The following is a 20,730-nucleotide window of genomic DNA, read 5'->3' on the forward strand; positions in this document are numbered from 1 at the left end:
CGTCGAGTTGTCGGGTACGGGCTGTCTGTACTGGGGCTGAATGAAAACAGTTTTCTGCCGGGCTTGCCGTGACAGGCGTCAAGCGGCAGCGTTTAATGAATACCTGTCCTTTGGAGTTGATGCTATGCGTAAGTCTGTTTTACTGGTTGCCTGCTTTACCACCTTGTCGTTGCTGTTGGGTGGCTGCGCCTCGAGTCTGACCGGCGACTCGTACTCCCGTGACGAAGCGCGTCGTGTACAGACCGTTCGCATGGGTACCATCGAATCCCTGCGTCCGGTGAAAATCGAAGGCACCAAGACGCCTATCGGCGGCGCTGCCGGTGCAGTCGTCGGCGGCGTGGGTGGCAGTGCCATCGGCGGCGGTCGCGGCAGCATCGTCACGGCGGTGATCGGTGCGGTGGCCGGCGGCCTGCTGGGTTCGGCGACCGAAGAAGGCCTGACTCGTACACAGGGTGTTGAAATCACCGTACGCGAAGACGATGGCAGCATGCGCGCCTATGTTCAGGCCGTGCAGGAGAATGAAATCTTCCGCATCGGCGATCGTGTGCGCATCATGACCGTTGACGGTACCAGCCGCGTTACCCGCTGAGGGTTAATCGACGGGTAAAGAAAAACCCCAACCGGGTGACCGGTTGGGGTTTTTTGTTGCGCCGTTTACGCGCGTAGTCAGACTTTTTTGCGGCTCGCCATCGCGGTGACGGCGTAACCGATGCAAGCCGCCAGTATCGACCCGGTCAGGATACCCATGCGATCTTCACCGGCAAACTCGCTGGCCCCCGGCACAAACGCCAGGGAGCCGACGAACAGGCTCATGGTGAAGCCGATACCGCACAGGATCGCCACACCGAACACCTGGCCCCAGTTGGCGCCGGTCGGCAGAGCGGCAAGGCCGGTCTTGATGGCCAGCCAGGTCAGGCCGAACACGCCGATAGTCTTGCCGAACAGCAGGCCGGCGGCGATGCCCATGGGCACATGGTGGGTAAAGCTTTCCAGGCTGACGCCGGTGAGAGACACACCGGCGTTGGCGAAGGCAAACAACGGCAGAATGCCGTAGGCCACCCACGGGTGAAGGGCGTGTTCCAGGGTCAGCAATGGCGAAGGCTCGGCATTTCTGGTGCGCAGCGGGATGCAGAACGCCAGGGTCACACCGGCCAGCGTGGCATGCACGCCGCTCTTGAGCACGCACACCCACAGGATCAGCCCGACGATCAAGTAGGGAGCCAGCTTGATCACGCCGAGGCGATTCATCGCGATCAACGCCACCAGGCAGGCGCCCGCACCGGCCAGGGCGGCACCGGACAGGTCGGTGGAGTAGAACACGGCGATCACAATGATCGCGCCCAGGTCATCGATGATGGCCAGGGTCATCAGGAACAGCTTCAGCGACACCGGCACGCGCTTGCCCAGCAGGGCCAGCACGCCGAGGGCGAAGGCAATGTCGGTCGCCATCGGGATCGCCCAGCCGGACAGCGCGGCAGGGAAGTCCTTGTTGATGGCCCAGTAGATCAGCGCCGGCACCACCATGCCGCCAATTGCCGCCGCGCCCGGCAACACCACTTGGGACGGTTTGGACAGATGGCCATCGAGCAGCTCGCGCTTGACCTCCAGGCCAATCAGCAGGAAGAACAGGGCCATCAGGCCATCGTTGATCCACAGCAGGGCCGGCTTGGCGATTTGCAATGCGCCGATCTGCGCCACCACCGGCACGTCCAGAAACGCGGCGTAGAGGTGCGACGACGGTGAGTTGTTGATGATCAGCGCCAACGCTGCGGCGGCGATCAGCAGCAGGCCACTAGCGGCTTCGAGCTGAAAGAAACGGGTAAACGTGCTACGCAGAGGCAAGGGATGCTCTCCAATCCAGGTTCAATAGGTGGGTACCCTAACCCGTACCGTTAGTTGTTAAAACAAAAGTTATATTCTTATTTGTTATAAGTGGCAGGTGGCAGAGGCGTTGCGCCAAAGACTAGCAATTGTGTGTCCAATTCAGTCTTCACTGTATCTGTGTGGAGTGTAGGAAACATCCTAAGATTGCGTTCAACATCCTTAGAGATATCCCCGATGAGCGACCACCGTCCCTGGGCCCGCGAAGCCATTCGCATCATTGAAGCGGACTTCCAGCGCAGCGCCGACACCCACCTGATCCCACTGCCATTACCGGGCCTGCCGGGTATCGAGTTGTATTTCAAGGATGAGTCCAGCCACCCCACCGGGAGCCTGAAGCATCGGCTGGCGCGCTCGTTGTTTCTGTATGCGCTGTGTAACGGCTGGCTCAAGCCGGGCGCGCCGGTCATTGAAGCGTCCAGTGGCTCCACGGCGATTTCGGAGGCGTACTTTGCGCGTCTGCTCGGCCTGCCGTTCATTGCGGTGATGCCCGCGACCACGTCCCAGGAAAAGATCGCGCAGATCGCGTTCTATGGCGGCAAGAGCCATCTGGTGCAGGATCCGACGCGGATTTACGCCGAGTCGGAGCGTCTGGCCGAGGAAAGTGGCGGTCATTTCATGGATCAGTTCACTTATGCCGAACGTGCCACCGATTGGCGAGCGAACAACAACATTGCCGAGTCGATCTTCCAGCAGATGCGCTTTGAGCAGCACCCCGAACCAAGCTGGCTGATCTCCAGTCCGGGCACCGGCGGCACGACCGCCACCCTGGGACGTTATGTTCGCTATCGCCAGCATTGCACCCGCGTGTTATGCGCCGATGCCGAGCGTTCGGTGTTCTTCGACTTCTACCAGAGCGGCGACGCCACCCTGCGCCTGGACTGCGGTTCGCGCATCGAAGGCATCGGCCGACCACGGGTCGAAGCGTCGTTTCTGCCGAAGGTCATCGACGCGATGGTCAAGGTGCCTGATGCGCTGTCCCTGGCCGCGATGCATTACCTGGCCGAGCGCCTGGGACGACGCGTCGGCGGGTCCAGCGGGACCAACCTGATCGGCGCGCTGATGGCCGCGCAGCAGATGAAAGTGGCGGGGGAGTCGGGCTCGATCGTGGCGATTTTATGTGACGGTGGCGAGCGCTATGCCACCACCTATTACGATCACGCGTGGCTCGCGGGGCAGGGGTATGAACTGGGTGCTTTGATATCGGCCGTTGCCGCCAGCGTGGAGCGCGGCGAACCGCTGCCCGCCAACGTACTGCGGGCGAATATTTAAGAGGGCAGCGGCAAGTCAGAGCAGACGCACTTGCCGCTTGCCGCTTCAGCCCCGCCTGGCCAACATGTCCCGCGCCAATGCCTCGGCGATCCGGATCCCGTCCACGCCCGCCGATAGAATCCCGCCGGCATAACCCGCACCTTCGCCGGCCGGGAACAGGCCCTTGACGTTCAGGCTCTGCATCGATTCGTTACGGGTAATCCGCAGCGGCGACGAGGTGCGGGTCTCGATACCGGTCAAAACCGCATCGTGCAGCGAGTAGCCCTTGATCTGCTTTTCGAACGCTGGCAACGCTTCACGAATCGCTTCGATGGCGAAGTCCGGCAGCGCCAAGGCCAGATCGCCCAGGGACACGCCCGGTTTGTAGGACGGTTCCACGCTGCCCAAGGCGGTGGAGGGCTTGCCTGCAATAAAGTCACCGACCAGTTGCGCCGGTGCCTCGTAGTTGCTGCCACCGAGAACATAAGCGTGGGATTCCAGACGCTCCTGCAGCTCGATACCGGCCAGCGGGCCACCGGGGTAGTCCACTTCCGGCGTGATGCCGACCACGATGCCGGAGTTGGCATTGCGCTCGTTACGCGAGTACTGGCTCATGCCGTTGGTCACCACGCGGTGCGGCTCGGACGTGGCCGCGACTACGGTGCCACCCGGGCACATGCAGAAGCTGTAGACCGAACGGCCGTTCTTGGCGTGGTGAACCAATTTGTAGTCGGCGGCGCCGAGTTTCGGGTGGCCCGCATACTTGCCCAGGCGCGCGGCATCGATCAACGACTGCGGGTGTTCGATGCGAAAGCCTACCGAGAACGGCTTGGCTTCCATGTACACGCCCCGGCTGTGCAGCATGCGGAACGTATCGCGGGCGCTGTGGCCGAGGGCCAGGATCACATGCCTGGACAGGATCTGCTCGCCGCCATCGAGCACCACGCCGTTCAGTTGGCCGTCTTCGATCAGCACGTCGGTTACCCGTTGCTCGAAGCGCACTTCACCGCCGAGGGCGATGATCTGCTGGCGCATATTTTCCACCACGCCGGTCAGGCGGAAGGTGCCGATATGGGGCTTGCTGACGTAGAGGATTTCTTCCGGCGCACCGGCCTTGACGAACTCGTGCAGCACTTTGCGGCCGTGGAACTGCGGGTCTTTGATCTGGCTGTACAGCTTGCCATCGGAAAAGGTCCCGGCGCCGCCCTCACCGAACTGCACGTTGGACTCGGGGTTGAGCACGCTTTTACGCCATAGGCCCCAGGTATCCTTGGTGCGCTGGCGCACTTCCTTGCCGCGTTCGAGGATGATCGGCTTGAAGCCCATCTGCGCCAGCAATAGCCCGGCAAAGATGCCGCATGGGCCGAAACCGACCACCACCGGGCGCTCCACCAGATCGGCCGGCGCGTGGCCGACCACTTTGTAGCTGACGTCCGGGGCCGGGTTGACGTTGCGGTCATCGGCAAACTTGCGCAGCAGCGCGGCTTCGTCACCTTTGACGGTCAGGTCGATGGTGTAGATAAAGCACAGCTCCGACGATTTCTTGCGCGCGTCGTAGCTGCGTTTGAACAGCGTGAAATCGAGCAGGTCATCACTGGCGATGCCCAGGCGCTGCACGATGGCGGGCCGCAGGTCTTCTTCGGGATGGTCGATGGGCAGCTTGAGTTCGGTGATTCGTAACATGACGGGATCCGGTGTGCGGCGCCTGGTAAGGCCGGCGGTTTTGCAAACCGGCGATTATAAGCCCCAACGCGGGTGTCCCGTCATGTTAAAACAGCGCGGGCGCCGATCAATCGTCCCGCGAGCCGCCGAACGCCGCGCAGCCACGCTGGACTTTACCGTTGATCCGCAATTCGGCGCTCATGTGCTGCAGGCTGCCACTGACGCTGTCCACGCAGCGTTGCGGGGCCACCCACAGTTCGATGTGTTCGTTGTTGGCTTCGGTCATCAGGTTGAAACGGCCGTCTCCGAGCTGCTCCTCCACATAGGGCACTGCCAACGGCGGCAAGCCTTCGCGCTCGAGCACCATGCCCTTGGCCGCGACATTCAGGGCCCACGCAGGCTTGTGGCCATTGGCGCGCAGGATCATGCGCTTGAAGTCGGGATCGTCGCAGGCGGAGGTGGACCGTTCGACGCGGTACAGCTGCTGCAACTCCACTTCGCCCTGGGTACCGCTGGCGACGCCGGAGAACTTGCCGCGCAGGTCCGCAAACAAGGCGCCCTGCTGCCCGGCCAGGGACGCGGCTTCCTGTAGGATGCTGGTGCCGCCGGTGTCCTTGACCACGTAGTTGCGTTTGTCGTTGCACGGCTGGAACAGCAGCTTGTCGCCTGCCGCCGTCAGCTCGCCCTGCATGCGGGTCAACCCGGCGAGGGAGGGCTTGGCCGGCTCGCTTTCGAACAGCTGACACGCGGCGAACAGGGGAAGCAAGGCGAACAGGGCGAGGGTACGGGCGGCACGCATAAAGGGTCTCCAGGCAAGTGCCGCCACGTTACGCAGGCTGGCGTCGCATCACAAGCCCACCCGCCAGCATCAGGCAATTCTTACGGAATGGACTTTCACCCCACGATAAACGTCTGGCCGGTTTGTAGGCCTTCTACGCTTTTGGCGTAGGCCAGTGCCACATCGGCAGCGCTGACCGGTTTGTAGCCACGGAAATACGGCGCGTAGCTGTCCATCGCTTCCACCAGCACTGTGGGGCTTACCGCGTTGATGCGCAGCCCGCGTGGCAATTCGATCGCCGCGGCTTTGACAAACCCGTCGATGGCACCGTTGACCAAGGCGGCCGACGCGCCGGTACGAATCGGATCGCGGTTGAGGATGCCGCTGGTGAAGGTGAAGGAGGCGCCGTCATTGGCGTACTCTCGGCCGATCAGCAGCAGGTTGACCTGGCCCATCAATTTGTCCCGCAGGCCCAGTTCGAAGTCACCCTCATGCATCTCACCCAAGGCGGCGAACGTCACGCTGCCGGCGGCGCAGACCAGCGCATCGAACCTGCCGGTCTGTTCGAACAGGCTGCGGATGGACGCGCTGTCGCTGATGTCCACCTGGAAGTCGCCGCGGGTGCGGCCGATGCTGATAACGTCATGACGTTGGGCGAGCTCCGCCTTGACCGCCGAGCCGACCGTGCCGTTGGCGCCAATCAATAGGATTTTCATGGTGCTGTTCCTTCAAGGGTGAATGTCGACCCAGTCTAGGGTGGCTTTTGAACGGGATAAACGCGCTAATAGGCAACCTTTGGTTTTCATTTGGAAACAATCCATGAGCGAGATGGATGACCTTGCGGCCTTCGCCGTGTTGATCGAGGCCGGCAGCTTTACCGTGGCCGCCGAGCAATTGGGCTGCAGCAAGGGCCAGTTATCCAAGCGCATCAGCCAGTTGGAAGCACAGTTCAGCGTGGTGTTGTTGCATCGCACCACGCGGCGGCTCAGCCTCACCGCGGCCGGCGCGGCGTTACTGCCCCAGGCTCAGGCGTTGGTGGCGCAGGTGGAGCGGGCGCGCCAGGCCCTGGCGCGGCTCAAGGACGACCTGGCGGGACCGGTGCGAATGACGGTGCCGGTGTCGCTGGGCGAAACCTTCTTTGATGGCTTGCTGCTGGAATTTACCGAGCAGTACCCCCAGGTGCAGATCGAGCTGGAGCTCAACAACCGCTATCGCGACCTGGCGCGGGACGGTTTCGACCTGGGGGTGCGATCAGGCGCGGTCGAGAACGAGCGCCTGGTGGCCAGACCGCTGCTGGCCTGGCGCGAAATGACCTGCGCCAGCCCGGCCTACCTGGAGCAGCATGGCGAACCTCGGACCCCGGCGGATCTGGCCCTGCACCGTTGCCTGCTCAACAGCCACTACAGCGGGCGCGAAGAGTGGCTCTACCACCAGCAGCACGAACTGTTGCGGGTACGGGTCAGCGGCACGTTCGCGTCCAATCACTACAACCTGTTGAAAAAAGCCGCACTGGTGGGCGCGGGGATCGCGCGGCTGCCGTCCTACGTGTTGCCGGCGGAGCTGGCTGACGGACGTTTACGCTGGCTGCTGCGCGATTACCAGACGGCCAGCCAGCCGATGTACCTGGTTCATCCCTATCAGGGTGGCCTGCCGCGTCGCACCCAGGTGTTGGCCGATTACCTGGTGGATTGGTTCAAGCGCGGCGGCGAGGCCCTCGATCGGCTTTAACGGTAGCGACGGGCAATCAGGTGATCGATGGACAGACGCCCCGGCCCTTTGGCGACTAACAGCAATAACAGGGCAAGCCAGGTGCCGTGGGTCGGATAAGCGTCCGGGTAGACGAACAGCTGAATCACCAGGGTCATGCCGATCAGGGCCAGCGCCGAGAACCGTGTGGCCAGCCCCAGCAGGATCAGCAACGGGAAAAAATGCTCGGCGAATGCGGCCAGGTGCGCGGCCACTTCCGGGGTCAGTAACGGCACCTTGTATTCGCTGCGAAACAGCGGCAGCGTCGAGGCTGCCAAGCGCGGCTCCCCCAGCTCGAAGGTGCCGTTGACCAGGTCAATGGCAAAGCCCTGGACCTTGGTCTGCCCGGATTTCCAGAACACCGCGGCGATGGAGAAGCGCGCGAAAAACCCGATCAGGCTGTAAGGCATTTGTTCAAAAAGCTGGATGGCCCGTTTGATCAGGCACTGTGCGTGGGTGTTCATGGCGATACCTTTGAGTCCAGGTGTAAATAAGTGATGGCGTGGTGGCTGATCAACAGCGTCAGGCATTGGTGCAGGTCGAAGTCGTTGCTGGCGTCCAGGGCCCGTTCTACGGCGGTCTGCAATGTTTCGCCCCAGACGAGGCGCTGGATGAAGGTCACGGAGCCGGCGTCGATGGCGAACACCTTGACCCCCAAGCCCTGGCGCAGCACCAACGCGCCTTGCGCGTACCCGGGATCGAGGGTGGCCAGGCCGCCTTCGGTCTGATGCGCCGCCCATACTGTGACTACGGCATACGGTGACATCAGCGTGGCGACGCTGGGATGCAGCTGCAGGCGCACCGCGCCGAGGTCGGCGCGACCTTGCAAGGCGTCGAGCACGGCCTGTGGCGCCAGCGGCTGGTCATCGGCGGCGTGGTAAGCACGTACCCGCAGGCGCTCCAGGCGTGCGATATCCGCCAGGTAGGGCACGCCGGCCGCCGGTTCGAAGTCTTGGATAAACCCGGCGAAGGTGCTGCCGTATTCGCCGATCAATGGGCTGGTGGGCGGATGCGCCTGCACGTAGAGGCCGGCCATGGCGCGAAAGAAGGCATCGCCCACCAGTTGCAGAGTGACCGGGTACGCCGATGCCAGCGCATTGATCAAGCCGTTGTGCACGTTATTGCGGTATACCGCAAAGCGGCTGGCCGGATCGGCACCGTTACGGCTGAACAAACCAGCCGGGCAGGCCCGGTCGGGTTCCAGCAGTGCGCGGGCAAATGTGCCGTGGGTAGTCATGGGCGCACCTGCGACAGCTGCCATTCGGCCTGCCACGCTTGGGCCAACAACACCGATAAGGCGGGCACCTGGTTGTCCCGCTCGATCAGCGTCGGTACCGCGCCGATCCGCCCCAGCACCCGTTGATACAGCTGCCATACGGCGTTATCAATGGGGGCGCCATGGTCGTCAATCAGCAGGCGATCGCCCAGGCTGTCGGTGTCTTCGGCAAAGCCGGCCAGATGTATCTCCCCCACGGCATGCAAGGGCAGGGCGTTCAGGTAGGCATCCGGATCACGCTGGTGGTTGGTGCACGTCACATAGACATTGTTCACGTCCAGCAGCAAACCGCAGCCAGTGCGCCGGATGACCTCGCTGATGAAGTCAGTCTCGTCCAGGGTCGAACGTTCCAATAACAGGTAAGTCGACGGGTTCTCCAGCAGCATTGGCCGCTTGAGCGTGCTCTGGACCTGGTCGATGTGATCGCACACACGGTGCAGGGTGGCGCTGTCATAGGCCAGGGGCAGCAGGTCGTTGAGAAACACCGGGCCATGGCTGGACCAGGCCAGGTGTTCGGAAAAAGCCTGGGGTTGATAGCGCTCAAGCAGCGCAGCCAGGCGTGCCAGGTGGTCACGGTCGAGCGGGCCTTCGCCGCCGATGGACAGGCCCACGCCGTGCAGCGACAGCGGGTAGCGTTCACGGATCAGCCCCAGGTAGTGATGAAACGGGCCGCCGGCCATCATGTAGTTTTCGGCATGCACTTCAAAAAAACCGAGGTCGGGCGAGGTTTCAAGCACTTCGACAAAGTGCTCGTGCTTGAGCCCCAGCCCGGCCCGATCAGGCAAGCCGGGCGCCTGAGCCGGTGAGCATGTGGGCGGGAATATAGGTGTCATCGTCGATACTCAGGCGCGGCCGGGTGGGGGTTCAGGATTTGGCGGCGAACGCGGCTTCCTGGCCGAAGCCGGTCGGCGAGGTAGTGCTGGGGGTCTGGGTGCACGTACCGGCGGGGACCAGTTTCCAGGCATCGGCCTGATCCTTGGTTTTCGAGGTGCCCGCACAGGAAGTGCCGGGGCCGGCGGCGCAATCGTTCTTGCCGGCTTCAGCAACGCCGAAGCACTTTTGCATGTCATCGGCCGCGTGGGCGCTGGTGGTCAGGGCGGACAGGCTCAAGGTCGAGCCCAGGGCGAGGATGAGGGCGGTGGCGGACAGTTTGGTCGTCATTGAGGTAACTCCAGCAGTGGGTTGAGAAGCGGGCTTGAATGCCTGCTTGCACCACTAGAGGTAGGAGGACGCGGTTCGTTACAGGGGCGGGAGAAATAACCTCAAACAATGCAAAAAAAATGGGAGGGGCTGCCCCCTCCCACATTTGGATCCGGTTCGTTCAGCAACCTTCTCTTAACCGCCCAGGTACGCCTCGCGCACTTTCGGGTCGGTCAGCAGTTGCTCGCCCGAGCCTTGCATCACCACCCGGCCGTTCTCCAGCACATAGGCACGGTCGGCGATCTTCAGCGCCTGGTTGGCGTTCTGCTCCACCAGGAACACGGTTACACCGTCCTTGCGCAGTTGTTCGATGATGTCGAAGATCTGCTGGATGATGATCGGGGCCAGGCCCAGGGACGGTTCGTCCAACAGCAGCAACTTGGGCTTGCTCATCAGCGCTCGGCCGATGGCGAGCATTTGCTGCTCGCCGCCGGACATGGTGCCGCCGCGCTGGCTGAAGCGTTCCTTGAGCCGTGGAAACAAGTGCAGCACCTTGTCCATCTGCTCCTGATAGTCGCCCTTGTCGGTGAAGAACCCGCCCATTGCCAGGTTTTCTTCCACGGTCAGACGCGAAAACACCCGACGGCCTTCCGGCACCACAGCAATGCTCTTGCGCATGATCTGCGACGACGGCTGGCCCACCAGTTCCTCACCCATATAACGGATGCTGCCACTGTAGGCCTGGGGCGAACCGCACAAGGTCATCAGCAGGGTCGACTTACCGGCACCGTTGGCACCGATCAGGGTGACGATCTCACCCTGGCGCACTTCCACATTGACGCTGTGCAGGGCCTGGATCTTGCCGTAGAAAGTGGAAACGTTTTCGAATTGCAGCATTTTACGCTTCCCCCAGATAGGCTTTGATCACTTCGGGATTGTCGCGGATCTGCTCCGGGGTTCCGTCGGCCAGCGGTGTGCCCTGGTTGATCACCACGATATGGTCGGAGATGCTCATGACCAGTTTCATGTCGTGTTCGATCAGCAGCACCGTCACGTTATTTTCCTCACGCAGTACGCTGATCAGCGCCTTGAGGTCTTCGGTTTCCTTGGGGTTCAAGCCGGCGGCCGGTTCGTCGAGCATGAGGATCCGTGGGCGGGTCATCATGCAGCGGGCGATTTCCAGCCGACGTTGCTGACCATAGGCCAGGGTGCCGGCGGGACGGTTGGCAAACTCGGTGAGGTTGACCTTGTCCAGCCAGTACGCGGCGTATTCCATGGCCTCGCGCTCGCTCTTGCGGAACGCCGGGGTCTTGAACAGGCCGGCGAAGAAGTTGGTATTCAGGTGCCGGTGCTGGGCAATCAGCAGGTTCTCGACCGCCGTCATGTCCTTGAACAGCCGCACGTTCTGGAACGTGCGCACCACGCCCTTGCGCGCGATTTCGTGACCGGCCAGGCCCTGGATCGGCTGGCCGTCCAGCAGGATGCTGCCGCCGCTCGGTTTGTAGAAGCCGGTGAGGCAGTTGAACACCGTGGTCTTGCCGGCGCCGTTGGGGCCGATCAGCGCCACAACCTGTTTCTCTTTCACAGTCAGGGCCACGCCGTTGACCGCGAGCAGGCCGCCGAAGCGCATGCTCAGATTTTCGACTTTCAGGATCTCGCGGCTCATTTGCGCAGCTCCATATGTGGACGTTGCATGGGCAGCAGGCCTTGAGGACGCCAGATCATCATCAGCACCATCAGGGCGCCGAACATCAACATGCGGTATTCGCTGAACTCACGCATCATTTCCGGCAGCAGGATCATCACGATCGCCGCCAGGATCACGCCCAACTGCGAGCCCATGCCACCCAGTACCACGATGGCGAGGATGATCGCCGATTCGATAAAGGTGAACGATTCCGGTGTCACCAGGCCCTGGCGCGCGGCAAAGAAGCTGCCGGCGAAACCGGCGAACGCAGCGCCCAGGGTGAAGGCGGAGAGCTTGATGATAGTGGGGTTCAGGCCCAGGGCGCGGCAGGCGATCTCATCTTCGCGCAGCGCTTCCCAGGCACGGCCGATCGGCATGCGCAGCAGGCGGTTGATCACGAACAGCGCAGCCAGCGCCAGCAGCAGCGCGACCAGGTAGAGGAACACCACTTTGCTCACCGGGTTGTAGTCGATCCCGAAGTATTCGTGGAACGTCTGCAGGCCTTCGGCAGCGGTGCGGTCGAAGGACAGCCCGAAGAACGTCGGCTTGGGGATGCTGCTGATGCCGTTGGGGCCGCCGGTGATGTCGGTGAGGTTACGCAGGAACAAGCGGATGATTTCACCGAAGCCCAGGGTCACGATGGCCAGGTAGTCACCGCGCAGGCGCAGCACCGGGAAGCCCAGCAGGAAGCCGAACGTGGCCGCCGCCATGCCGGCCAGCGGCAGGCAGATCCAGAAGCTCCAGCCCAGGTAGTGCGACAGCAGCGCGTAGGTGTAGGCGCCTACCGCATAGAAGCCCACATAACCGAGGTCGAGCAGGCCGGCCAGGCCCACCACGATGTTCAGGCCCAGGCCCAGCAACACGTAGATCAGGATCAGGGTGGCGATGTCGACTGCGCCGCGCGAGCCGAAGAACGGCCAGATCAACGCGGCCACGATCAGGCCGATGATGATGTAGCGCTGGGTACGCGGCAGGGTCAGGAATTGGCTGACCTTGGGCGACATCAACGGGCCACGGTTGCTTTTGAACAAAGCCCCGACCTGCTGGCTGAACAGCACCCGCAGGAACATCAGCACCGAGCACAGGGCGATGATGGTCAGGGTCACGGGACCGGTGCCATGCACTTCCAGGTTGATGCCGACAATGCTCAGTTTGAGGCCGAGTACTGGAAAGGCCACGGCCCAGACCAGCAAGGCGCTGAAGAACGCCGATTTAAGATATCTGCTCATACTTTCTCAACCTCCGGACGGCCCAAAATGCCGGTCGGACGGAACAACAACACCAGGACCAACAGGCCGAACGCCACGACGTCCTTGTACTGGTCGCCGAAAATATCGGCGCCAAACGCTTCGGCCACACCCAGCACCAGCCCGCCGAGCATGGCGCCCGGGATACTGCCGATACCGCCCAAGACCGCCGCGGTAAAGGCCTTGAGGCCTACCAGGAAACCGGCGTTGGGGTTGATCACGCCGTACTGCATGCTCAGCAGCACCGCCGCGACGGCAGCGAGCGCGGCACCGATCACGAAGGTCAGGGCGATGATGTTGTTGGTATTGATGCCCAACAGGTTGGCCATCTTGATGTCTTCGGCGCAGGCCCGGCAGGCGCGGCCCAGACGGGAGCGAGAGATAAACACGGTCAGGCCCAGCATCGCCACCAGCGTGACCACGAAGACCAGGATCTGCATGTAGGAAATCAGGACTTCTTCCGCGCCGCCTGGGCCGAAAGAGATGCTCCCCGGGATCAGGTTGGGGATGGATTTATCCTTGGAGTCCTGGGACAGCAATACGGTGTTCTGCAGGAAAATCGACATGCCGATGGCGGAAATCAACGGGATCAGACGGTTGCTGCCGCGCAGGGGACGGTAGGCAACGCGTTCGATACTGTAGCCATAGGCACTGGTTACGACGATCGATGCAATGAAGGCAGCGGTCATCAACAGCGGCAGGGAGTGGATACCCATCATGGCCAGCCCGGCAAGGGCGATGAAGGCCACGTAGGAACCAATCATGTACACCTCGCCATGGGCGAAGTTGATCATTCCAATGATGCCGTAAACCATTGTGTAGCCAATGGCTATCAAGGCATAGGTGCTGCCAATGGTCAGGCCATTAACCAGCTGTTGGAAAAAATGATAGATCTCAGGCATTACAGCGCTCCTAAAAACCCGATACGCATTTCACTGGTGGAGTCATGTTCCGGCCCTGCGCTGTGTTCTGTGAGCACATTTGCACAAAGCGTTTGCCAGCGAACCGCTGGTGACGGTTTTAAGATTTTCAGGTGAGCCAGCGCCCGGATCGCGGGTGACATGGCCCATAAACCTCGTAAAACAAAGCCCACTGCTTTCACAGTGGGCTTGTTGACCAGTAATGCCTGGCTTACTGAGGAGAAACTTCGGTTTTAGGTTTGCCGAAGTGCCATTCGTAGACCACGAACTTGAAGTCTTTCAGGTCGCCCTTTTTGTCAAAGCTCAGGTCGCCGGTAGGGGTCTTGAAGGTGCCGGCGTGGATGGCTTCGGCCACTTTGGCGGTGTCTTCGCTCTTGGCGGCTTTGATACCGCCGGCGATGACTTCGATGGCCGAGTAGGCCGGGAACACGAACGGACCGGTCGGGTCCTGCTTGTTCTTGGTGAACTCTTCCACGATGGCTTTGTTGGCCGGATCGGTGTCGAAGGATTTCGGCAGGGTTACCAGCAGGCCTTCGGAAGCGTCCTGGGCGATCTGGGAGATCGAGTCGTTGCCGACGCCTTCCGGCCCCATGAACTTGGCGTTCAGGCCTTTTTCCTTGGACTGGCGCAGGATCAGACCCAGCTCAGGGTGGTAGCCGCCGTAGTAGACAAAGTCGACGTTGGCTTGCTTGAGTTTCTGGATGATCGAGGAGAAATCTTTGTCACCGGCGTTCAGGCCTTCGAAGACGGCAACTTTTACGCCTTTCTTCTCAAGGGTCTGCTTGACCGCGGTGGCGATGCCTTCACCGTATTGCTGTTTGTCGTGCAGTACCGCAACGACTTTGGGCTTCACGTGGTCGGCGATGTAGTTACCGGCCGCGGGGCCCTGGGCGCTGTCCAGGCCGATGGTGCGGAAGATCAGCTTGTAGCCACGGGCAGTGATTTCCGGGCTGGTGGCTGCCGGGGTAATCATGATGACGCCTTCGTCTTCATAAATATCCGAGGCGGGTTGAGTAGAGCTGGAGCACAGGTGACCGACCACGAACTTGACGCCGTCGTTCACCACTTTGTTGGCCACGGCCACGGCTTGCTTGGGATCGCAGGCGTCGTCGTATTCCTTGGCTTCGAGCATCTTGCCGTCGACGCCGCCCTTGGCGTTGATGTCGGCGATGGCCTGCTTGGCGCCCATGAACTGCATGTCACCGTACTGGGTCACAGGGCCGGTCTTCGGACCGGCGATGCCGATCTTGATGGTGTCGGCAGCGAACGAATGGCCCGCAACCCCAGCCAGGACCATAGCGGCAAACAGTTTGGAAATCTGCTTAGTAGCCTTATTCATAGTGCTCCACTCTTACTGTTGTATTTTTTATAGTTCTAGCGGCCTGATCGGCAGCTGAACCGGATCGGATATCTGGAATATCCCCCCGGCAACCGCCTGGCAACTGTACCGGTACAGTGTAGAGCGCCGGTTGATCGCTTGAAAAGCTGGCTGCCAGGGGCAAATTCCGTGGGTGTCGCTTTAACGACAGGAAAAGACAGAATTGCGGCGCGGGTGGTGACAGACGCTTCGGCAATCCTTGGCTTTCCTGACGTTTTTCTCGATGACTCAATTGCAACCGGGTTTTTCTGCCTTGGGTTTTTCTAAACGAGACGTGACGCTATGATTGCGCCGACTTTTTCCAAGGTGGACTCCCATGACGCAAGAACCTAGCACCCTCTATGCCAAGCTGCTCGGTGAAACCGCCGAAATCTCCTGGAAGGAGCTTGAGCCATTCTTTGCCAAGGGTGCCCTATTGTGGGTCGATGCCAGCCTGGATCTGATCGAGGCGGCTGAGGGCATGGCCGAAGATAACCGCGACAAAGTCGCCGCCTGGCTGGCCTCCGGCAGCCTGGGCGAAGTGTCTGCGACGCGGGCGCTGGACTTGGTCGAGCGTGACCCGAGCCTATGGGCGGTTGTGGTTTCGCCGTGGATTCTGATCCAGGAAAGGGCGGCGTGAGGAGCGGCGCACTAAAAGGGTGCATGTATTTTTGCGCGTCGAGTGTGTAGCGGAGTAACCGCTGCGCCGGTGATGGCACCTTGCCGTGAAGAAAGGTCACAGATCAGGGTGACGTAAACGTCACGGGAACAGTTTTGCGTGGGAAGGAATGCGTGGGGAATTGTTTCCGGGTGTGGCAATAAAGGTTGTGATTTGTGAGTTAGTGGGTCGGGGGGGCGCGTCGTCTGGAATGGGGCCGCTTCGCGGCCCAGCGCGGGGCAAGCCCGCTCACCACAGCAAGCCCGTTCACCCAGTAAGCCCGCTCACCACAGCGTCAGGGGGCTGCCCATGGATTTCCAGGCCGCGATGGCCGCGCCTCAACCTAGCCGGTCTTGCCGGTGTGGTTGTTCAGTGAAATCACCTTGGTCTTGCCGATGCGGTGACGGTAAATCTCGCGCAGGTACTTGATCGCCTTTTTCACGCAGTCCCGTGACAGGCGAATGTCATTGATGGACACGAACTTCTCTTTGTCGTTGATCAGCTCGCGGTACTTCTTCTCGTACATCGGTTTGATCGCGTACCAGTTGGTATCGAGGATTTTCGCCGGGTTCTCGAACTCGTTGAGCAGTTCGTCGATGCGCTCCTCATCGAAATCCTCGTGGATGATGAAGTCCAGGATCGAGTTGTCCAGGGTGTCATCGAATCGGTAGGGGTTACGGGCGAAACAGCGTTTGATAAATGCCACGATCAGCGTCAGGAAGTCGTCCGACAGGCACGGGCTCTTGGCGATCAGGGTGGTCAGCGATAGGTTGGCCGACGCGCCGATCACCAGGGCATAACGCTTGAGCGTGGTGTTGGGGAACAGGCTGTTGAGGTGCGTCTTGAGCCGATTCAGGTCCATGTAGGACAGCTTGTAGTCCTTGGGCAATGAGACGATCGACACCACCGACGAGCAGTTCTTGAAGAAGTGCAGGTCGTGCAGCGCCGCTGCGTCATAGCCGGAGTTCTTGTATTGCTCCAGGGATGCCTTGTAGCGCTTGGACTCGATCGGCAACAGGCTGATGCCTTCGATGGCCTGGGTGACCTTGTTGAAATGCGGCAGGTCGATGGACCGGAAGAACAGGTCGTCGATGTTCAGGCGCTGAGGTTCTTTTTCGAACACCTTGAATTTGTCATTCGAGGGCGCCGGGGTTTCGGGGACGACGGATTCAGCGTACGCAATCGCCACAGGGCCGGCCAGGCTCATAAACAAGTCGTTGGCATCCAGGCGAATGGTCTCGCCGATGTCGATGCCGGCGCGTCGGAAGTAGTTCTGATCGTAGTCGGTCGTCACGGCCTGGGCCGTAAGAATGTTGAAGATCTGCTGTGAGATGTATTGGTTGGCGTGTTTTTCCATGGCATTGACATCAATGTTCTGGATGTTGCCGTCATCGCTTTCTTCGGCATAACGCATGATGTCGTTGGAGATCAGCATCATGGCGTTCCAGGGCCGGATACGCCCTTTCACACTGGCTTCGCTGCTGTCTTCATTGGCGAAGTTGTAAGAGAAATCCCATTCTTCCGACAGGTATTTGCATAGCAGACGCCCGGCGTTGATGTGCAAGGCCTCGGACATCTCGCTGCGATGGTCGGAAATATTCGGCAGCACGCAAATGCCGCTGGTAAAGATCGGCTCGAACACGAAGGCGTGGCCGCTCTTGCTGTCGTGCTCGTCGGCGGGCTTGGTGTCGAATGTCTTGTTCATGTACGAATGCTGCTGGGCCAGGCCGAACTCCGAAGCCATGCCCGAGCCGGTGCCACCGCCGGCGCTGAAGATCGAAAAATACAGGCGCGACTGGTTGGCCTTGATGCCGCATGAATCGATGAGGTACGAGTGAATCATCTTCCAGTCGGGGCTGGAAAAGCGCTGGGTGTCTTTATTGAGGATGATCTTGGCCAGGTACTGGCCCAGGATTGGCGCGTTGCCGGCGCCACCGGCGTGCACTTCCGACAGGTCCATGATTTTCATTTTGCTGTAGTCGCGCAGGAACCCGCTTTTTTCGTTCTTGCGCGAGAAGCGGATGCGCCCGGCGATGTCCTTGTCCAGATCGCCCAGCATGACCAGCGGCTCCACCAGGAATACCGGTTTGCTGGCCTTGCCATTGCCCAGGCGCAGGTTGTTGCGGATCCACTGGGCCGGGCTGTAACCCTTATCGATCGACTTGTCTTCAGTGCTGAACTCGTTCAGGTAAAACTTGCGCGCGTTGTACACCAGCTCTGCCACATCCAGGGCGATGTTCGAACCGCAACGACCCAGGCCGATCAGGCACACCGAGGGGAATTCCTGGTCGCTGTGCTGTTCGCCATCGCCCTCGGCGTGAGGCGGACGCGGGAACACCATGTCACGCAGACCGTCGAGATTGTCGAGGATGCGGTCGGTATTGGTCTCGGTGAAGTACAGGTATTGCTGGGTGGCCAGCGCGGAGGTGGAGCTCAATGACTTGGAACCTGAGGGTTTTTCCGCAGGAGCTGTGAGCAACACGTCGGATACCACGGTGGCAGAGTTATTTTTAGAAGTCATTGTGCGCCATGTGCCTGGGCGGATGGCTGGAAAATCTCAAAGGGCCATCACGGATTGGGTTGTTCGCGACTTTGCAGTGCGTCCTTGTCCTGAACCATTGGCCTTAGGCTTGATGGGCTCGGCAAAACCTGGCCGGACGTTCATGGATCGGCCGTTCGTCGGACTTCTTTAGATAAATGATGGCTAACTGCCAAGGATTCGACGTCAGCGGATTGGCCTCACGGTTGAGCCGGCGCTGCCGCGGTTTGGCGACACCGCTTTGGACGGTGCAGGCTCTTTGTTCGCCGCAGGTGTGAAGGTGTGCAGCGGATTATGCCGCTCAATGCCTTGTACTACGCCGATGATCTCGCCGATGCCCACCGCCGGGCTCAACAGGTAGCCCTGGATGAAGTCGCAATCAAGGCTATGAAGCAGTTCGAACTGGGTGTGGGTTTCCACGCCTTCTGTCACCACCTGCAGGTGCAGGGTATGGGCCATGCCGATGATGGCTTGGACGATTTCCAGGTCGGCGGTGGATTTGGGAATGTCCTGGATAAAGGAGCGATCGATCTTCAGCGTGTTGAGCGGCAAGCGCTTGAGGTAGGCAAGGGACGAGTAGCCAGTGCCGAAATCGTCGATGGCCAGCGATACCCCGAGCGAACGTATTTGCCGCAACAGCGCCAGGGTGCTGCTGATATTGCCCATCAGCGCATTCTCGGTCACTTCCAGTTCCAGGCGGTTGGCGGCCAGGCCGCTGAAGCGCAGGGCATCTTCGATTTCATCCGCCAGCTCGTCGCGCGCCAGGTTCAGGGCCGAGCAATTCACCGATAGCGTGAGCTGGGTGTAGCCTCGGTCGGTGAGCTGGCTGAGGTCATGACAGGCCTGGCGCAGTACCCAATGGTCCAGCTCGGCGATCAGGCCGTTGCTTTCGGCGATCTCGATAAACCGGTCGGGTGCGAGCAGCCCGTGCTGTGGGTGCTGCCAGCGCACCAGAGCCTCCAGGCGGCTGACCTTGCCCAGTTTCATGTCGAAGATCGGTTGATAGAACAGCACCAGTTGGGTGCCGGTGCGCAGGGCGTTGCGCAGCTCTTCTTCCAACTGCAGTTCGAGGGTGGCGCGGGTCTTTAAGTTGGAGCTGAAAAAATTCAGGCTGTTGCGTCCCGCATCCTTGGACTGATACAGCGCCAGGTCGGCGGTTTTCAACAGTTCTTCACAGGTCATGCCGTCATCGGGAAACAGGCTGATGCCAATGCTGGTGGTCATCACCATCCGACGGCCGGCCAGTTCCACGGGCTCTTTCATTTTTTGCATGATGCGCTGGGCCAGATGGCGCGCTTCGTCGCGGTGATGGATGCTGATCAGGATGCAGAATTCATCGCCGCCAAAGCGCGCGACTACGTCGGCATGACTGCGCACCGAGCCTTTGATATGGCTGGCCAGTACGGTCAGCAGTTGATCGCCGGCGTCGTGCCCGAGGCTGTCATTGATGCGCTTGAAGTGGTCTATATCGAGGAAGATCACCGCCATCATGCCGTGGGTGGCGGTCTTTTCCGCGACTTTTTCCGCAAAAATCTGGTTGAACCCGCGACGATTGAGCAGGCTGGTCAACGCATCGTAATGGGCCACCTGCTGCAGGGACGCGCGGGCCTGGTCCAATTCGCTGAGCAGCGCGTTGACCCGACGCAGGTCGCGTTCCTTGTGTTGCAGTTTCTTGTCCGCCAGCGCCGCGCTGATGCTGCTGCCGATTACCAGCAAGGTGATCACCGCCACCGACAGGCCCAGCTGCATGGGGTTATTGTTGGGCGCAACCGAGAGGTCAGCACCGGTAGGCACTACCATCTGCATGGCGGCCATGCCAGTGAAATGCATGCTGATAATGCCCGCGCCCAGGACCAGGCTGGCGGCATATTTAAGCAGTTGGTGGAAGATCCCGGCCCCAGTGCGCAGATAATTCGACAGCAACAACGCGGCGAGGCTGGCACCGATGGCAATGCCGATCGAGGCCAGCAGCAGCCATGAGTCGAAGTACATCCATGCCTGGGAGCGTATCGCTGACATGCCGACGTAATGCATCAAGGCGATGCCAAGTCCCATCCACACCGAGGCCAGCAGGTATTGAAGCAGCCGCAGCTTGGGATGGCTGAGGGTTTTCATGGCAAATAACGACGCAATCAGCGCGATCAGCAATGACACGAAGGTCATCGTCAGTTCGTAGTGAATTGCGATGGGCGCCTGGAAGGCCAGCATGCTGATGAAATGTGTCGACCAGATGCCCCCAGCCAGGCAGCCGGCCCCCAGCCAGCGCCAATGTCGGCGCGCGGTGGGGTCCTCGACATGGCCGACCCGCTCGGCCATGTCCAGCGTGCCGAACCCTGCCGCGCAGGCCACCAGATAAGCCAGCAGCACCAGAAACGGGTTATGACTGCAATTGAGTAATAAATGCCCGTTGGTGGGGAGGTCGGTAAAGAAATGCAGACCCAGCCATTCCATAGCATGTCCTGTCATAGCGTCACGTCACGGCCTAAGGCGATGACCTATGAGGTCGAGTATAGAAGCCTCGCGGAATTTGCCAGGGATAATGGCACTTTGCTAAGAACCTTTTCGGCATGCTGCCCATAGCGTTTGAT

General features: G+C 60.7%; 19 protein-coding genes. 4 read left to right on the forward strand and 15 right to left on the reverse strand.

Annotated features, from left to right (window positions below; all coding sequences use genetic code 11):
• Window positions 1-124 precede the first annotated feature (124 nt).
• Window positions 125-589 (forward strand): glycine zipper 2TM domain-containing protein, encoded by a 465-nt coding sequence (locus PSH94_RS06960; protein ID WP_181079376.1) that lies wholly within the window; start codon window positions 125-127, stop codon window positions 587-589.
• A 77-nt stretch (window positions 590-666) separates the two neighbouring features.
• Here the strand turns inward: PSH94_RS06960 and nhaA are convergent, their stop codons facing one another.
• Window positions 667-1,842 carry a Na+/H+ antiporter NhaA gene (gene nhaA / locus PSH94_RS06965; RefSeq protein ID WP_305436947.1) on the reverse strand — a complete coding sequence of 392 codons (1,176 nt, stop codon included), beginning with the start codon at window positions 1,840-1,842 and terminating at the stop codon, window positions 667-669.
• Window positions 1,843-2,058: 216 nt separating this feature from the next.
• On the opposite strand from nhaA, the gene PSH94_RS06970 reads away from it, so the two are divergent.
• Window positions 2,059-3,153, forward strand: coding sequence for a PLP-dependent cysteine synthase family protein (locus PSH94_RS06970; RefSeq protein WP_305436948.1), 1,095 nt, complete (start codon window positions 2,059-2,061; stop codon window positions 3,151-3,153).
• 45 nt (window positions 3,154-3,198) lie between these two features.
• Here the strand turns inward: PSH94_RS06970 and PSH94_RS06975 are convergent, their stop codons facing one another.
• The 3 genes from PSH94_RS06975 to PSH94_RS06985 all read right to left on the reverse strand — a co-directional run bounded on the left by PSH94_RS06975 (window position 3,199) and on the right by PSH94_RS06985 (window position 6,288).
• Entirely contained in the window at window positions 3,199-4,815 is a 1,617-nt protein-coding gene (locus tag PSH94_RS06975; protein ID WP_253511003.1) for an NAD(P)/FAD-dependent oxidoreductase, read from the reverse strand.
• A 106-nt stretch (window positions 4,816-4,921) separates the two neighbouring features.
• Complete coding sequence (locus tag PSH94_RS06980) at window positions 4,922-5,593, reverse strand: COG3650 family protein (RefSeq protein WP_181079386.1); 672 nt, start codon at window positions 5,591-5,593, stop codon at window positions 4,922-4,924.
• Window positions 5,594-5,688: 95 nt separating this feature from the next.
• On the reverse strand, window positions 5,689-6,288 hold the full coding sequence (locus PSH94_RS06985; RefSeq protein WP_181079389.1) for a short chain dehydrogenase: 600 nt from the start codon (window positions 6,286-6,288) through the stop codon (window positions 5,689-5,691).
• 103 nt (window positions 6,289-6,391) lie between these two features.
• On the opposite strand from PSH94_RS06985, the gene PSH94_RS06990 reads away from it, so the two are divergent.
• Window positions 6,392-7,300 (forward strand): LysR family transcriptional regulator, encoded by a 909-nt coding sequence (locus PSH94_RS06990; protein ID WP_181079392.1) that lies wholly within the window; start codon window positions 6,392-6,394, stop codon window positions 7,298-7,300.
• Here the strand turns inward: PSH94_RS06990 and PSH94_RS06995 are convergent.
• The 9 genes from PSH94_RS06995 to PSH94_RS07035 form a co-directional block, all read right to left on the reverse strand.
• The gene (locus PSH94_RS06995) at window positions 7,297-7,782 is read right to left on the reverse strand and encodes a DoxX family protein (protein WP_181079395.1); all 486 of its coding nucleotides are present in this window, start codon (window positions 7,780-7,782) and stop codon (window positions 7,297-7,299) included. The genes PSH94_RS06990 and PSH94_RS06995 overlap by 4 nt on opposite strands.
• Window positions 7,779-8,555: a DUF2063 domain-containing protein gene (locus PSH94_RS07000; protein WP_305436949.1), complete on the reverse strand. Its 777-nt coding sequence runs from the start codon at window positions 8,553-8,555 to the stop codon at window positions 7,779-7,781. The genes PSH94_RS06995 and PSH94_RS07000 overlap by 4 nt, the downstream gene beginning before the upstream one ends.
• Window positions 8,552-9,427 (reverse strand): DUF692 domain-containing protein, encoded by an 876-nt coding sequence (locus PSH94_RS07005; protein ID WP_181079400.1) that lies wholly within the window; start codon window positions 9,425-9,427, stop codon window positions 8,552-8,554. Before PSH94_RS07005 ends, PSH94_RS07000 begins: the two co-directional genes overlap by 4 nt.
• A gap of 31 nt (window positions 9,428-9,458) precedes the next feature.
• On the reverse strand, window positions 9,459-9,755 hold the full coding sequence (locus PSH94_RS07010; protein WP_181079403.1) for a DUF2282 domain-containing protein: 297 nt from the start codon (window positions 9,753-9,755) through the stop codon (window positions 9,459-9,461).
• 174 nt (window positions 9,756-9,929) lie between these two features.
• Window positions 9,930-10,631 carry an ABC transporter ATP-binding protein gene (locus tag PSH94_RS07015; protein ID WP_181079406.1) on the reverse strand — a complete coding sequence of 234 codons (702 nt, stop codon included), beginning with the start codon at window positions 10,629-10,631 and terminating at the stop codon, window positions 9,930-9,932.
• A gap of 1 nt (window position 10,632) precedes the next feature.
• Window positions 10,633-11,400 carry a high-affinity branched-chain amino acid ABC transporter ATP-binding protein LivG gene (livG, locus tag PSH94_RS07020; protein ID WP_181079408.1) on the reverse strand — a complete coding sequence of 256 codons (768 nt, stop codon included), beginning with the start codon at window positions 11,398-11,400 and terminating at the stop codon, window positions 10,633-10,635.
• Window positions 11,397-12,650, reverse strand: a complete 1,254-nt coding sequence (locus tag PSH94_RS07025; protein ID WP_181079411.1) for a high-affinity branched-chain amino acid ABC transporter permease LivM — start codon at window positions 12,648-12,650, stop codon at window positions 11,397-11,399. The genes livG and PSH94_RS07025 overlap by 4 nt, the downstream gene beginning before the upstream one ends.
• Window positions 12,647-13,570 (reverse strand): high-affinity branched-chain amino acid ABC transporter permease LivH, encoded by a 924-nt coding sequence (livH, locus tag PSH94_RS07030; RefSeq protein WP_034096299.1) that lies wholly within the window; start codon window positions 13,568-13,570, stop codon window positions 12,647-12,649. Before livH ends, PSH94_RS07025 begins: the two co-directional genes overlap by 4 nt.
• A 229-nt stretch (window positions 13,571-13,799) precedes the next feature.
• On the reverse strand, window positions 13,800-14,927 hold the full coding sequence (locus PSH94_RS07035) for a branched-chain amino acid ABC transporter substrate-binding protein (RefSeq protein ID WP_253511024.1): 1,128 nt from the start codon (window positions 14,925-14,927) through the stop codon (window positions 13,800-13,802).
• Window positions 14,928-15,282: 355 nt separating this feature from the next.
• Here PSH94_RS07035 and PSH94_RS07040 point away from each other — a divergent pair, with 355 nt between their 5' ends.
• Complete coding sequence (locus PSH94_RS07040) at window positions 15,283-15,585, forward strand: DUF2288 domain-containing protein (RefSeq protein WP_305436951.1); 303 nt, start codon at window positions 15,283-15,285, stop codon at window positions 15,583-15,585.
• Between the two features lie 361 nt (window positions 15,586-15,946).
• Here PSH94_RS07040 and PSH94_RS07045 read toward each other — a convergent pair whose 3' ends face one another.
• Window positions 15,947-18,124 carry a hypothetical protein gene (locus tag PSH94_RS07045; protein ID WP_181081560.1) on the reverse strand — a complete coding sequence of 726 codons (2,178 nt, stop codon included), beginning with the start codon at window positions 18,122-18,124 and terminating at the stop codon, window positions 15,947-15,949.
• 204 nt (window positions 18,125-18,328) lie between these two features.
• A complete protein-coding gene (locus PSH94_RS07050) occupies window positions 18,329-20,593 on the reverse strand; it encodes a bifunctional diguanylate cyclase/phosphodiesterase (RefSeq protein ID WP_305436952.1) in 2,265 nt (754 codons plus the stop codon).
• Window positions 20,594-20,730: the final 137 nt, after the last annotated feature.

This window comes from Pseudomonas sp. FP2254 (assembly GCF_030687695.1).
Lineage (GTDB): Bacteria > Pseudomonadota > Gammaproteobacteria > Pseudomonadales > Pseudomonadaceae > Aquipseudomonas > Aquipseudomonas quebecensis.

Excerpts from the sequence above, each read along its gene's own strand:
- PSH94_RS07000 (WP_305436949.1), bottom strand. The coding sequence starts at position 8,555 with ATGACTACCCACGGCACATTTGCCCGCGCACTGCTGGAACCCGACCGG.
- PSH94_RS07035 (WP_253511024.1), bottom strand. The coding sequence starts at position 14,927 with ATGAATAAGGCTACTAAGCAGATTTCCAAACTGTTTGCCGCTATGGTC.
- PSH94_RS06990 (WP_181079392.1), top strand. The coding sequence starts at position 6,392 with ATGAGCGAGATGGATGACCTTGCGGCCTTCGCCGTGTTGATCGAGGCC.
- PSH94_RS06975 (WP_253511003.1), bottom strand. The coding sequence starts at position 4,815 with ATGTTACGAATCACCGAACTCAAGCTGCCCATCGACCATCCCGAAGAA.
- PSH94_RS07050 (WP_305436952.1), bottom strand. The coding sequence starts at position 20,593 with ATGGAATGGCTGGGTCTGCATTTCTTTACCGACCTCCCCACCAACGGG.
- PSH94_RS07040 (WP_305436951.1), top strand. The coding sequence starts at position 15,283 with ATGACGCAAGAACCTAGCACCCTCTATGCCAAGCTGCTCGGTGAAACC.
- PSH94_RS06960 (WP_181079376.1), top strand. The coding sequence starts at position 125 with ATGCGTAAGTCTGTTTTACTGGTTGCCTGCTTTACCACCTTGTCGTTG.
- PSH94_RS06970 (WP_305436948.1), top strand. The coding sequence starts at position 2,059 with ATGAGCGACCACCGTCCCTGGGCCCGCGAAGCCATTCGCATCATTGAA.
- PSH94_RS06995 (WP_181079395.1), bottom strand. The coding sequence starts at position 7,782 with ATGAACACCCACGCACAGTGCCTGATCAAACGGGCCATCCAGCTTTTT.
- PSH94_RS06985 (WP_181079389.1), bottom strand. The coding sequence starts at position 6,288 with ATGAAAATCCTATTGATTGGCGCCAACGGCACGGTCGGCTCGGCGGTC.
- PSH94_RS06980 (WP_181079386.1), bottom strand. The coding sequence starts at position 5,593 with ATGCGTGCCGCCCGTACCCTCGCCCTGTTCGCCTTGCTTCCCCTGTTC.
- PSH94_RS07015 (WP_181079406.1), bottom strand. The coding sequence starts at position 10,631 with ATGCTGCAATTCGAAAACGTTTCCACTTTCTACGGCAAGATCCAGGCC.
- PSH94_RS07045 (WP_181081560.1), bottom strand. The coding sequence starts at position 18,124 with ATGACTTCTAAAAATAACTCTGCCACCGTGGTATCCGACGTGTTGCTC.
- livG (WP_181079408.1), bottom strand. The coding sequence starts at position 11,400 with ATGAGCCGCGAGATCCTGAAAGTCGAAAATCTGAGCATGCGCTTCGGC.
- PSH94_RS07010 (WP_181079403.1), bottom strand. The coding sequence starts at position 9,755 with ATGACGACCAAACTGTCCGCCACCGCCCTCATCCTCGCCCTGGGCTCG.
- PSH94_RS07005 (WP_181079400.1), bottom strand. The coding sequence starts at position 9,427 with ATGACACCTATATTCCCGCCCACATGCTCACCGGCTCAGGCGCCCGGC.
- livH (WP_034096299.1), bottom strand. The coding sequence starts at position 13,570 with ATGCCTGAGATCTATCATTTTTTCCAACAGCTGGTTAATGGCCTGACC.
- PSH94_RS07025 (WP_181079411.1), bottom strand. The coding sequence starts at position 12,650 with ATGAGCAGATATCTTAAATCGGCGTTCTTCAGCGCCTTGCTGGTCTGG.